Genomic DNA, 12,400 nt, shown 5'->3' with positions numbered 1-12,400 from the left:
CGCAGCGCTTAGCCGGCGAGGTCCCACAGCCGCTTGGCGCCCAGCACGGCGTTGGGGTAAGGGGCTTTGCCGCGCGAACCGTTGTAACGGCCCAGCGCCATGAACACGTCGCCACGCTCACGGTCCAGGTAGTGGCGCAAGATCACGCAGCCAAAACGCAGGTTGGTGCCCATGTGGAACAGCTTGCCGGCATCGCCATCGCCGATCACGCGCGTCCAGAACGGCATGACCTGCATGTAGCCACGCGCGCCCACACTGCTGACGGCGAATTTGCGGAAGTTGCTTTCTACCTGAATCAGTCCCAGTACCAGGGACACGTCCAGCCCCGCGCGCTTGCTCTCGTACCAAACGGTTTGCAGGAAGTCTTTGCGGGTTTGCCAGTCGGGCTTTTTCTTCTTGAGCCGCTCGCTCATGGCGCCCAGCCAGCGCAGGTACTTGAGGCGCGACTCGGTGTCGGCAAACACCGGCTCGGGCGGCGCGGTATTGGCAATGGCCGCACTGAGTGCCGTGCGCACGGCGTCGGCCAAGGGCTCTTCCACCTGGGCACCGGCCTGCGCTTGCTCTGCAAATGAGAGCACCCCGCACAGCGCCAACAAGCGCTGCAGGCCAATTCGCCGTGAAATCCGTGGCTCGGCCTGGCCTGGCGTCATGCCTTCAGGCGTGACAACAGCAGGCCGGCAATCTCCGCCACCGGCACCTTGGTCGCTTCGGTGTCCCGGCGGTGCTGGTACTCCACCACGCCTTCCTTGAGCGCACGGTCGCCAATCGTCACGCGGTGCGGCACGCCAATCAGCTCCCAGTCGGCAAACATGGCGCCGGGGCGCTCGTTGCGGTCGTCCAGGATCACGTCCACGCCGGCTGCCAACAGCTCGGCATACAGCGTGTCAGCCGCGGCCTTCACGTCGGCAAACCGATCGGGGCTGATGGGACACAGCACTACGGTGAAAGGCGCCAATGCGTCGGGCCAGATGATGCCCTTGTCGTCGTGGTTCTGCTCGATAGCCGCTGCGGGCAGGCGGGTGATACCAATGCCGTAGCAGCCCATCTCCATGAACTGGGGCTTGCCGTTCTCCCCCAGGAAGGTGGCGTTCATGGCCTTGCTGTACTTGGTGCCCAGGTAGAACACATGGCCCACTTCGATGCCGCGCTCAATCGCCAGCACGCCCTTGCCGTCGGGCGAGGCATCGCCCGCCACCACATTGCGCAGGTCTGCCACCACATCGGGCTCGGGCAGATCACGGCCCCAGTTGACGCCGCGCAAGTGGTAGTCCACCTCATTGGCGCCGCAGACCATGTCCGCCATCAACGCAACTTCGCGGTCCGCAATCACCTTGAGCGGCTTCTTCAAGCCCACCGGGCCGAGATATCCCGGTTCACAACCAAAATGCTCATCGATTTCGGCGAGTGTGGCAAAGCGGAAGTCGGCCAGGCCGGGGAGCTTGCCAACCTTGACCTCGTTCATGCTGCGGTCTCCACGGATCAGCAGCAGCCAGACCTGGGACTTCACCACCGCCCCCTTGTCGTCGCGCACATCCGTCGCAACCACCAACGATTTGAGCGATTGCTCGAGCGGCAGATTCAAATACACGGCCACATCTTCGCAGGTGCTCTTGCCCGGCGTTGCTACTTTTTCCATAGCAGCCTGCGCAGCAGCTCTGGGGGCTGTAGGCGCCAAAGCCTCTGCCTTCTCCATATTCGCCGCGTACTCACTGTCCGGGCAGTAGACGATGGCATCTTCGCCCGTCGCGGCAATCACCTGGAACTCTTCAGAAAGATCGCCACCAATGGCGCCACTGTCTGCCGCCACCGCGCGGTAACGCAAACCAAAGCGGTCAAAAATCTTGCGGTAAGCGCTGGCCATAACCTGGTAGCTGGCCTTGGCCGACTCCTGGTCGCGGTCAAAGCTGTAGGCGTCTTTCATGATGAACTCGCGGCCGCGCATCAGGCCAAAACGGGGGCGGCGTTCGTCGCGGAACTTGGTCTGGATCTGGTAGAGATTTTTGGGCAGCTGCTTGTAGCTCTTGATTTCCTGGCGTGCGATATCGGTCACCACCTCTTCACTGGTGGGCTGGATGACGAAGTCACGGTCATGCCGGTCCTTGATGCGCAGCAGCTCGGGGCCCATCTTGTCAAAACGACCGGTTTCCTGCCAGAGCTCGGCCGGCTGCACCACGGGCATGGCCAACTCCACGGCGCCAGCGCGGTTCATCTCTTCGCGCACGATGGCTTCTACTTTGCGGATGACGCGCAAGCCCATCGGCATGTAGTTGTAAATGCCAGCGCCCAGCTTCTTGATCATGCCCGCGCGCATCATGAGTTTGTGACTGACCACCTCGGCGTCCGCAGGCGCGTCTTTGAGGGTGGAGATAAGGAATTGGGAGGCTTTCATGGGGGAACTCGCTGGCGACGGAGGCGTTCTGCGCTTGATGCACCGCATTCGCTGTGCATAATGAACGAAGTTTAAAAATTGGGGTTTGATTATGCTCGACCGGGACGGATTTCGGCCCAATGTCGGCATCGTCCTGCTCAACCAGAAAAATCAGGTATTTTGGGGCAAGCGCATACGTACCCATTCGTGGCAGTTTCCGCAGGGCGGCATTGACCGGGGCGAAACTCCCGAGCAGGCCATGTTCCGCGAATTGCACGAGGAAGTGGGGCTCCAGCCGGAGCACGTGAGCATCGTTGCCCGTACCCGAGATTGGTTGCGCTACGAGGTGCCAGACCGGTACATCCGACGTGACGCACGCGGTCACTACAAAGGCCAAAAACAGATCTGGTTTTTGCTCCAACTGGTGGGGCACGACTGGGATTTGAACCTGCGCGCCACCGACCATCCAGAGTTCGACGCTTGGCGCTGGAATGACTACTGGGTGCCGCTGGACGCCGTCGTTGAATTCAAGCGCGGTGTCTATGAAATGGCGCTGACCGAACTCGCGCGCTACCTGCCCCGGCACGAACCGCGCAACCGCTTTTTGCGCCACGGCCACCGGTCGCGGGAGATGGACGAATCCACTCCCGAGCACCAGGCCCCACCGATCATGGAATTACCCCCAGGCGCATCCTTTGAACCCGACCCCGGCACCAATCTACCTACGCACCATGACTAAGGGATCTATCACTAAAAAAGGCTTCACACTAGCCCTGTACTGGCTCGCTGGCGTCGTTTGTGCACAAAATACGTTGGACAACCCGGACTGGGTGGAGGAGAAAGAACCACCGCCGCCCGCCTATTCCACTACAAAAGTACTTCCACTGGAAATGCCCGACTACGTTTCTGTAAAGGTGTCTATAGATCCCTTCACCGTATTGGTTGGCAGCGATGGCATCGTGCGTTATGTAGCGGTCATGACCAACCGCACAGGCACAACGAACGCCGTATATGAAGGTATTCGCTGTGTTAGCGACGAGGTGAAAACCTATGCCCGTGCAGGCTCCAGCGGAGAATGGTCTTTAGTATCTGAGCCCGTATGGAAACCGGTCAATGACAACCTTCCATCCAAACATGCCTATGCGTTCGCTCGGCAAGCAGCATGCCAGTCCAGAGTGGCCAGCAGTAAATCAGAAATTATCAGGGCACTACAAACTCGGAAAAAACCTGGTCAAGGTGATAAGGTCTTTAACGACTGAGGAAGCTTCAGCGTGTCAGCACTAGGTTGTCACGGTGCAGCATTTCCGGCTCTGCCGCATAGCCTAGTAGACGCTCAAACTCCGACGAAGCCTTGCGGCACAGCAACCGCGCCTCCGAGCTGGAATAGTTGGCCAGGCCGCGCGCAATCTCTTGCCCTGCGTTGTCACGCACCGCGATCACGTCACCGCGCGAAAAATCACCTTCCACTTGCACCATGCCAATCGGTAGCAGGCTCTTGCCTTCATCACGCACTTTGGCGGCGGCGCCTGCATCCACCACCACGGCACCACGCAACTGCAGATGGTCCGCCATCCACTGCTTGCGGGCCTGGCTCTTTTTGGTTTGCGCAATGAGCAACGTGCCAATCGCATCGCCCTGCGTCAACCGCATCAAAGCATCGGTCTCACGACCCCAAGCAATCACAGTAGACGCGCCTGAGCCCGCAGCGCGCTTGGCCGCCAGGATTTTGGTCAGCATGCCACCACGGCCAATGGAAGAACCAGCGCCGCCGGCCATCAGCTCCAGTGCGGGGTCGCCTGCCTTCGCTTCGTGCACAAATGTAGCGGCTGGGTCTTTGCGCGGGTCGGCGGTGTACAGACCCTTTTGATCTGTCAGGATCACCAGCGCATCGGCTTCCACCAGGTTGGCAACCAAGGCCCCCAAAGTATCGTTGTCGCCAAACTTGATTTCGTCGTTGACCACCGTGTCGTTCTCGTTGATCACCGGCACTACGCCCAGCTTCAACAGCGTCAACAAGGTGGACCGGGCATTGAGGTAACGCTCGCGGTCTGCCAAATCGGCATGCGTCAACAACACTTGGGCGCTGCCCAGACCATTGGCCTTCAGCTTGGTCTCGTACATCTGCGCCAAGCCCATCTGCCCCACGGCGGCGGCGGCCTGCAGTTCGTGGATAGCCTTGGGGCGGGTGGCCCAGCCCAAGCGCTTCATGCCCTCTGCCACGGCGCCGCTAGACACCATGATGACCTCGCGCCCGTCGCGAATCAGATGTGCCAGTTGGCGGCACCATTCGCCAATGGCCTGCTCATCCAGTCCGCGCCCCTCATTGGTCACCAGGCTGGAGCCCACTTTGACCACCACACGCCGTGCGTCGCGCAATACAGGGGAACTGAACTTCTGAGTCATTTTGGCCTGTAGCCCTTGAATTCACTGCGGACGCAGCTACGAAATTGATAGTGTTTTAGGAAGCAGGCGTATCGGAGGAGTCGACAGAACCGGCGGTGAAGCGTGGATCCACTTCCACGTGCGGTTGCTCTGCCAGCTGCTGTGCTTTAACGTGCTTGTAGATTTCCTTGATCAAAGGTTCGCAGCCCTCGCGCGTCAAGGCGGAAATTTCAAACACCGGGCCTTTGAACTTGTAGCGTTTGACAAAGTCCTTGATGAGGGCAGCGCGCTCGTCGGTGGGCACCATGTCCAGCTTGTTGAGCACCAGCCAGCGCGGCTTTTTGTACAGGTTTTCGTCGTACTTCTTCAACTCGTTGACGATGGCCTTGGCCTGCGCCACCGTGTCCACGCCTTCGTCAAACGGGGCCATGTCCACTACGTGCAGCAGCAAACGGGTGCGCTGCAAGTGGCGCAAGAACTGGTGGCCGAGACCCGCACCTTCTGCGGCGCCCTCGATCAGACCCGGCAAATCAGCGACCACAAAGCTTTGCTCCGGCCCCACACGCACCACGCCCAGATTGGGGTGCAGGGTGGTAAACGGGTAGTCCGCAATGCGAGGGCGTGCGTTGGAAACCGCGGAAATGAAGGTGGACTTGCCCGCATTGGGCATGCCCAGCAGGCCCACATCGGCCAGCACCTTCAGCTCCAGCTTGAGGTTGCGCTTCTCACCGGGCCAGCCCGGTGTTTTCTGGCGCGGTGCACGGTTGATCGCGCTCTTGAAGCGCATATTGCCAAAACCGCCGTCGCCACCCTTGGCGATGGTGATCACTTCACCTGGCACCAGCAGCTCAAACAGCACCTCGCCGGTTTCGGCGTCGGTAATGATGGTGCCCACAGGCATTTTGAGGGTGATGTCATCGCCGGCTGCCCCAAACATGTCGGAGCCCATGCCGTGCTCGCCGCGCTTGGCGTCGTAGCGGCGCGCAAAGCGGTAATCCACCAGGGTGTTGAGGTTGATGTCCGCCACTGCATAAACGTGACCACCACGGCCACCGTCCCCGCCATTGGGGCCACCAAATTCTTTGTACTTCTCGTGCCGGAAAGAGACGCAGCCAGCGCCACCATCTCCCGCGGAGATATCAATGTAGGCTTCGTCAACAAACTTCATGGCATATACCGAGGTTAGAAATGAAAAACCCCGCGCAGAGGGCGCAGGGTTTCTCGGGGAGCATGGGCAGATTACGCTGCGGTCACGCTCACTGTGTGCTTGTTCAGCGCGCCCTTGACGGCGAACGACACATGGCCGTCTACCAGTGCAAACAGGGTGTGGTCCACGCCGATACCGACGTTGTTGCCGGGGTGGAACTTGGTTCCACGTTGGCGCACGATGATGGCGCCAGCGGTGATCAATTCACCGCCAAAGGCCTTCACACCGAGCATCTTGGGCTTGGAATCGCGCCCGTTTCGCGTAGAGCCGCCGCCTTTTTTCTGTGCCATGACCTGTGCCCCTTATGCGGAAATCGCGCCGATTTGCAGTTCTGTGAACTGCTGGCGATGCCCTTGACGTTTCTGGTAATGCTTACGACGACGCATCTTGAAAATGCGCACTTTGTCGTGCTTGCCATGAGAAATTACTGTGACCGTGACGGTCGCACCGGACACCAAGGGTGTGCCAACCTTCAGTTCAGCGCCGTTTCCGACCGCCAGAACCTGATCAAACACAATCTCTTGGCCTACGTCCGCAGCAATCTGTTCTACTTTAATTTTTTCGCCGGCAGCAACGCGATATTGCTTACCGCCGGTTTTTATGACCGCGTACATGTTGACCTCTTCGACTAGGAATTCTGCAAAAGAATTTTTACAGAGCCTTGGAGTATACCATTTTGGCGAATTTGTCCAACCCCTGCACTTGGACCACCCAAAGCACGGTGATGGGCTTCCTATAATGACGGGATAACAAACCGGTCATTGCCTTGCAAGTCACTACTCCCGGCTCATCGACGGGGCTCTCCATCGTCGAACAGGACATGCGCCATGTAGACAGGGTCATTGCCCAGAGGTTGGACTCTGGTGTGCCTCTGGTCGGCAGCGTTTCCCAGTACATCATTTCTGCCGGTGGCAAACGCCTGCGCCCTGCCCTGCTCCTGCTCTGCTGTGGTGCGCTGGGCTACCAAGGGGAACAACGCTACACCCTAGCAGCCGTCGTTGAGTTCATTCACACGGCCACCCTGCTGCACGACGACGTCGTAGACGATTCCGCCTTGCGCCGCGGCCACGCGACCGCCAACGCCAAGTTTGGCAACCCGGCCAGCGTGTTGGTGGGTGACTTTTTGTATTCCCGCGCCTTCCAGATGATGGTGGAAGCCCAGAGCATGCGCATCATGCAAGTGCTGGCGGACGCCACCAATGTGATCGCCGAAGGCGAAGTGTTGCAATTGATGAACATGCACAATGCCGCGCTGGACGAGGCTGGCTATCTGCAAGTGATTCGCTCCAAAACTGCAAAGCTGTTCGAAGCCAGCGCCCGGGTGGGGGCCATCCTGTCAGGTGCCAGCGAGTCCCAAGAAGAAGCCTGCGCCGAATTCGGTCAAGCGTTGGGGACTGCATTCCAGGTGATTGACGACGTGCTGGACTACACAGGCGACGCGGCCGTGATGGGCAAAAACCTGGGTGACGACCTGCGCGAAGGAAAAACCACATTGCCCCTGATTGCCGCCATGCAACGTGGCACGGCAGCCGAGCGGTTGCTCATTCAAACCGCCATTGAAACCGGCGAGCTGAGCATGCTGGGCCAGGTCATCGCCATTGTCAAAAAGACCGGCGCTTTAGACGTGGCCCGCGATGCAGCCCATGCCGAGGCGCAACGCGCCGTAGCTGCCGCGCAGCGGCTTCCCGCCTCTGCGCATACGGACTGCTTGCTGCAACTGGCGACCCAATTGCTAGAGCGAAATCACTGATTTCTGCGATTCATGAAACCCAACACCACGGGTGTGTAGCTTAGGCTGGTAGGGTGCTGGATTCGGGACGTAGAGACCGGAAATTCGAATCTTCTCGCGCCGACCATTTCTAACGTGGTCCCCTTCCGACTCCCAATGAAAAAAGGCTTGTCTTTCGACAAGCCTTTTTTACTAAGCGCATGAAATTACGCGGCCGTAACTTGCTTGCGGCGGCGGGCGATACCACCCATCAGACCCAGACCGGCCAACAGCATGGCGTAGGTTTCGGGCTCTGGCACGGGTGCCGCGCTCAATGCAATACCGTAGCTACCACCGGCAGCTCCAGTCGCGACCCCAGTGATGTCCACATGGTAGCTACCAGCAGAAGGCAGGTTGAAGGTGTAGGTACTGTTATTGCCTGCAAAAGAGCCGAAATTCACAGTCCCGTTGGGATGGCTGTTATTCCAGACGTTTACGGTCAAACCAGCAATGTCAAATAAGGTAGAGCCGAACAAAGACAACACAATATTGTTTGCCGAACCACTCAATACAGAGGGCCCACTCACATCAAAGTTCACGGTGTCAGAGAAGCTACCAGCAGTACCATGCGTAAACAAGTTCGTATTAGCAAGAACTCCAATCGTTCCAACTGAGCGTGTTTCAGCGTGTGCTACGCCTGCAGCCAATGCGGTGGCGATGAAGCCAGCGATCAGTGTTTTTTTCAAAATCATATTTTTCCCTTTTGAGTATGTGAACCCGGCGCATACCCAAAACGGGTTGACTACGAGTTAGGGTAAGTTTCTATGGATCGCCAAATATCGTCTATAGCCTGATCGGACTAGGCGTGTGAATTACTGCACACTTAACGCCCGTAGACGTCCTCAAATCGCACGATATCGTCCTCACCCAAATAGCTACCCGATTGGACTTCAATCATCTCCAGCTCCACTTTGCCGGGGTTCTGCAGGCGGTGCGTCGTACCCAACGGGATGTAAGTCGATTCGTTTTCGGAAAGCAGAAAGGTCTTTTCACCCTGTGTCACCTTGGCAGTGCCGCTCACCACAATCCAGTGCTCCGCACGGTGGTGGTGCATTTGCAGCGACAAGGCCGCACCGGGTTTGACCACAATGCGCTTGACCTGAAACCGCTCGCCCGAGTCCACGCTGTCGTACCAGCCCCAGGGCCGGAACACCTTCCGATGCGTCTGCCCTTCGCTGCGACCGGCCTGTTTCAGGCGATCCACAATCTTCTTCACGTCCTGCGTCTTGTTCTTGTGTGCGACCAAAATCGCATCAGCGGTCTCCACCACGATCAAGTCGTCCACACCCACGCAGGCAATCAACCGCCCCTCGGACAAGGCCAGGGTATTGCGGCTGTCCTGCATCAACACGTCACCCTGCGCCACATTGCCCTCGGAATCTTTGGGCAATACATTCCACAACGCCTCCCAGGCACCCACATCCGACCACCCGGCTGACAGTGGGATCACCACGCCCACAGGCAAGCTGGCGTTTTGGCCAGCAGCAATCCGCTCCATCACCGCGTAATCGATCGAGTCGCTGGGACACAGGCTGAATGCATCCTTGCCGACCCGCACAAACTCGCCATCGGCACTGCCTTGGGACCAGGCAGTTTCGCAAGCTGCGGCAATATCTGGGCGGCAGGCCTCCAAAGCAGCTAGCCACACGGAGGCGCGCATCATGAACAACCCGCTGTTCCAGGAATAGCTTCCTTCGTCGAGATACGCCTGCGCGGTCTCTACATTGGGTTTCTCCACGAAGCGAGCAATCCGTTTGGCACCATCGCTGCCAAAGCTCTCGCCTGACTGGATATAGCCGTAGCCGGTTTCGGGAGCATCGGGCGTAATACCAAAGGTCACCACCACACCGCCATCCGCCAAAGCTGCGCCTTTGCGCACAACGTCCTGAAAGGCCTGGGTATTCACGATCACATGGTCAGCTGGCATAACCAGCAGCACCGGATCCGCTCCGTTTTTCATAGCAGCTAGCGCAGCGATCGTGAGGGCTGGAGCGGTATTTCTCCCCAAAGGCTCCAGTACCACGGTGCCAGGCTTGCCCATTACCCGCAGTTGCTCCGCAATCACGAAACGGTATTCTTCGTTGCACACCACCAATGGCGCAGCCAATTCGACGCCCGCAATGCCATCCACGCGGCGCACTGTCGCTTGCAGCAACGAGTCTTCACCAATCAAGGGCAGCAATTGCTTGGGGTATTTTTCGCGGGACAGAGGCCACAAGCGTGTCCCCGATCCACCAGACAGCACGACCGGTTGAATCAACATATCAGTTCTTTCAAAAGTTAACCTTTGGCTTCAGGCGCGGGCGTCGCCCCAGCGCAGGCGGGCTGTGTCATCACCGCGATATAGCGTCTCGCCATGGCGGTTGACGCAGTAGTGGCGCGACACAATCATTTCGAAGAAGTGCATATCGGCGGGTATGCGTGTGTACTCAAACAGTACGCCACGCGTGATACGGGCGCCCGTGCGGATCACACTCCCATGGCCAATCCAAGCAGGGCCAATAATGGTCGCGCCGGGCTCAATCTTCACGCTCGAGCCGATGTACACCGGCCCTTCAATCTTCACTTGGTCCCAAGGGATTTGCGTGTTCAAACCCACCCATACCCCTGGTTTCACTTCCTTACCCGGCATGCGCATGTAGTCGATTTCACCCTGCAGCACCCGCTGCAGCACCGACCAGTAGTCACTGACTCGGCCGATATCGAGCCAATTGAAGGGGCGGTTTTGCACAAAAAATGGCAGTTTTTCATCTGCCAACTGAGGGAACAGTTGTGAACCAATGTCGTACACCTTGCCCGCCGGGACTTTGTTCAACACTGCAGGTTCAAAGATGTAAATGCCCGTGCTGGCCAGCGTGGATTTGGCTTCTTCAGGCTTGGGCTTTTCCTGGAAGGACTGAATCCGCCCATCGGCATCCGCCACCACCATGCCGTAGGAGGACACCTCTTCCAATGGCACCTCTAGCGCAACTACGCTTGCCAATGCACCCTTCGCCTTGTGTTCGGCCAGGGCGGCGGTGATGTCCAGATCAATCAGCGCATCACCGCACAACACCAGCGTGGTGTCGTCAAAAAAGCCGCTGAAGTCCTGAATATGCCGCATGCCTCCCGCAGAGCCCAGGGGACGGGGAAGGATGTCGCCGTGCTCGCGTACGCCTTCGTAGGAGTAGCCGATTTCCACTCCCCAGCGCTGCCCGTCCCCAAAGTACTCTTCAATGCGCTGGTGGTGATACGCCACATTGACCATGATTTCCTTGACGCCGTGACGCGCAAGGTGCTCGATCAGGTACTCCATCACCGGCTTGCCCAAGATGGGCACCATGGGCTTGGGTAAGTCGCGCGTCAGAGGACGCACACGGGTTCCCTGGCCTGCGGCCAAAATCATTCCTTTTGCCATTTATTTCTCTCCCTTATAACCATTCGGATTCATTTCTTGCCATCGCCAGGTGTCTTCACACATTTGCGAAAGGTTACGTTCCACACGCCATCCCAGCAGCTTTGCGGCAAGGGACGCATCGGCCCAGTAAGCGTCTAAATCACCGGCCCGGCGGGGCCCTATTTCATAGGGTATGGACCTTCCACTGGCGACTTCAAAAGCTTTCACCAAGTCCAACACGCTGCTACCTATGCCGGTGCCGAGGTTGATTGCCAAACATTCAGAGTGGTTTTCAAGGTACTGAATCGCCTTGACATGTCCAAGAGCCAAGTCAACAACGTGGATGTAGTCCCGTACCCCCGTTCCGTCCGGTGTTGGATAGTCGTTGCCCCACACATTCAGGTGCGCACGACGCCCCACAGCCACTTGCGCGACGTAAGGCATAAGGTTGTTGGGCACGCCTTGAGGATCCTCACCCATCAAACCGCTGGGGTGAGCCCCCACAGGGTTGAAATACCGCAACACGGCGATTCGCCAGGTGGAATCGCTGCGATGTAAATCCCGCAGCATGTTCTCAACCACCAATTTGGTGGTGCCATATGTATTGGTGGCTGACAGCCGGTGGTCCTCGGTGTAAGGAAGTTTCTCTGGCACACCATAGACCGTCGCAGACGAGCTAAACACTAGGTTTTTGATATCACAGGCCTGCATGGCCTCCAGCAAACGCACAGTGCCAATCACATTGTTGTCGTAGTACATAAGGGGCAGTGCTTCAGACTCGCCAACCGCCTTCAAGCCCGCAAAATGCACGACAGCTGACGCACCGGACTCGCGCAAGGCCAGCTCCAAAGTGACACGATCGCGGATATCGCCGTGCACTACATGAACGGCCTTGCCGGTGATGCGTTGCACCCGTTCGATGGCTTCTATCTGGCTATTGGAGAAATTGTCATACATGGTGACGTTCATCCCCGCATTGAGCAGCTCTACGCAGGTGTGCGAGCCGATGTAGCCTGCACCTCCAGTCACAAAAATCATGCAGCTGCCCCCCTATTTTTACGTCGGTTGAGTGTACTGGTTACCCCCTAGTCCATATGGACTACGGGGCGTGGCCCATATGTAACCAACACACAAAAACAAAGCCCATCGCTGTCATGGAGATGCCATCACTATGTGAGCCAATGACAGACGCAATGCCCCCTGCGCGGCGTCTGTTACTAAGGTGAAACAGATGAAATTTCATGTCCCAATAATTTTGACAAATGTGCATTAGTTCACATTTGTCTGTCGCTTCGTACC

Annotated in this window: 12 protein-coding genes and 1 pseudogene; 3 read left to right on the top strand and 10 right to left on the bottom strand. The window is 58.0% G+C overall.

What is annotated here, in order from left to right; all coding sequences use genetic code 11:
- Positions 1 to 8: 8 nt before the first annotated feature.
- Both AC097R_RS07000 and AC097R_RS06995 read right to left on the bottom strand, forming a co-directional pair.
- Positions 9 to 650, bottom strand: coding sequence for a lytic transglycosylase domain-containing protein (locus tag AC097R_RS07000; protein WP_479597035.1), 642 nt, complete (start codon positions 648 to 650; stop codon positions 9 to 11).
- The gene (locus AC097R_RS06995) at positions 647 to 2,389 is read right to left on the bottom strand and encodes a proline--tRNA ligase (RefSeq protein WP_479597032.1); all 1,743 of its coding nucleotides are present in this window, start codon (positions 2,387 to 2,389) and stop codon (positions 647 to 649) included. The genes AC097R_RS07000 and AC097R_RS06995 overlap by 4 nt, the downstream gene beginning before the upstream one ends.
- A 91-nt stretch (positions 2,390 to 2,480) precedes the next feature.
- On the opposite strand from AC097R_RS06995, the gene AC097R_RS06990 reads away from it, so the two are divergent.
- Both AC097R_RS06990 and AC097R_RS06985 read left to right on the top strand, forming a co-directional pair.
- The gene (locus AC097R_RS06990) at positions 2,481 to 3,107 is read left to right on the top strand and encodes an RNA pyrophosphohydrolase (RefSeq protein ID WP_479597030.1); all 627 of its coding nucleotides are present in this window, start codon (positions 2,481 to 2,483) and stop codon (positions 3,105 to 3,107) included.
- Positions 3,100 to 3,627, top strand: a complete 528-nt coding sequence (locus tag AC097R_RS06985; protein WP_479597028.1) for a CNP1-like family protein — start codon at positions 3,100 to 3,102, stop codon at positions 3,625 to 3,627. The genes AC097R_RS06990 and AC097R_RS06985 overlap by 8 nt, the downstream gene beginning before the upstream one ends.
- A 7-nt stretch (positions 3,628 to 3,634) precedes the next feature.
- Here AC097R_RS06985 and proB read toward each other — a convergent pair whose 3' ends face one another.
- The 4 genes from proB to rplU all read right to left on the bottom strand — a co-directional run bounded on the left by proB (position 3,635) and on the right by rplU (position 6,571).
- Positions 3,635 to 4,771 (bottom strand): glutamate 5-kinase, encoded by a 1,137-nt coding sequence (gene proB / locus AC097R_RS06980; RefSeq protein ID WP_479597026.1) that lies wholly within the window; start codon positions 4,769 to 4,771, stop codon positions 3,635 to 3,637.
- 55 nt (positions 4,772 to 4,826) lie between these two features.
- Positions 4,827 to 5,918: an Obg family GTPase CgtA gene (gene cgtA, locus AC097R_RS06975; protein WP_479597024.1), complete on the bottom strand. Its 1,092-nt coding sequence runs from the start codon at positions 5,916 to 5,918 to the stop codon at positions 4,827 to 4,829.
- Between the two features lie 71 nt (positions 5,919 to 5,989).
- Positions 5,990 to 6,247, bottom strand: coding sequence for a 50S ribosomal protein L27 (gene rpmA / locus AC097R_RS06970; RefSeq protein WP_479597022.1), 258 nt, complete (start codon positions 6,245 to 6,247; stop codon positions 5,990 to 5,992).
- 12 nt (positions 6,248 to 6,259) lie between these two features.
- Complete coding sequence (rplU, locus tag AC097R_RS06965; protein WP_310339810.1) at positions 6,260 to 6,571, bottom strand: 50S ribosomal protein L21; 312 nt, start codon at positions 6,569 to 6,571, stop codon at positions 6,260 to 6,262.
- Between the two features lie 206 nt (positions 6,572 to 6,777).
- Here rplU and AC097R_RS06960 point away from each other — a divergent pair, with 206 nt between their 5' ends.
- On the top strand, positions 6,778 to 7,707 hold the full coding sequence (locus AC097R_RS06960; RefSeq protein ID WP_479598105.1) for a polyprenyl synthetase family protein: 930 nt from the start codon (positions 6,778 to 6,780) through the stop codon (positions 7,705 to 7,707).
- Between the two features lie 185 nt (positions 7,708 to 7,892).
- Here the strand turns inward: AC097R_RS06960 and AC097R_RS06955 are convergent.
- The 4 genes and pseudogenes from AC097R_RS06955 to galE form a co-directional block, all read right to left on the bottom strand.
- Positions 7,893 to 8,369 (bottom strand): annotated as a pseudogene (locus AC097R_RS06955) (FxDxF family PEP-CTERM protein); the annotation flags it as partial.
- Between the two features lie 179 nt (positions 8,370 to 8,548).
- Positions 8,549 to 9,988, bottom strand: coding sequence for a mannose-1-phosphate guanylyltransferase/mannose-6-phosphate isomerase (locus AC097R_RS06950; RefSeq protein ID WP_479597019.1), 1,440 nt, complete (start codon positions 9,986 to 9,988; stop codon positions 8,549 to 8,551).
- Between the two features lie 30 nt (positions 9,989 to 10,018).
- Positions 10,019 to 11,122 carry a nucleotidyltransferase family protein gene (locus tag AC097R_RS06945; RefSeq protein WP_479597017.1) on the bottom strand — a complete coding sequence of 368 codons (1,104 nt, stop codon included), beginning with the start codon at positions 11,120 to 11,122 and terminating at the stop codon, positions 10,019 to 10,021.
- Complete coding sequence (gene galE / locus AC097R_RS06940; protein WP_479597015.1) at positions 11,123 to 12,139, bottom strand: UDP-glucose 4-epimerase GalE; 1,017 nt, start codon at positions 12,137 to 12,139, stop codon at positions 11,123 to 11,125. It lies immediately after the preceding gene.
- Between the last annotated feature and the right edge of the window lie 261 nt (positions 12,140 to 12,400).

This window comes from Rhodoferax sp. ZS1R25 (assembly GCF_056521335.1).
This window is presented reverse-complemented; position numbering and strand designations above follow the sequence as displayed.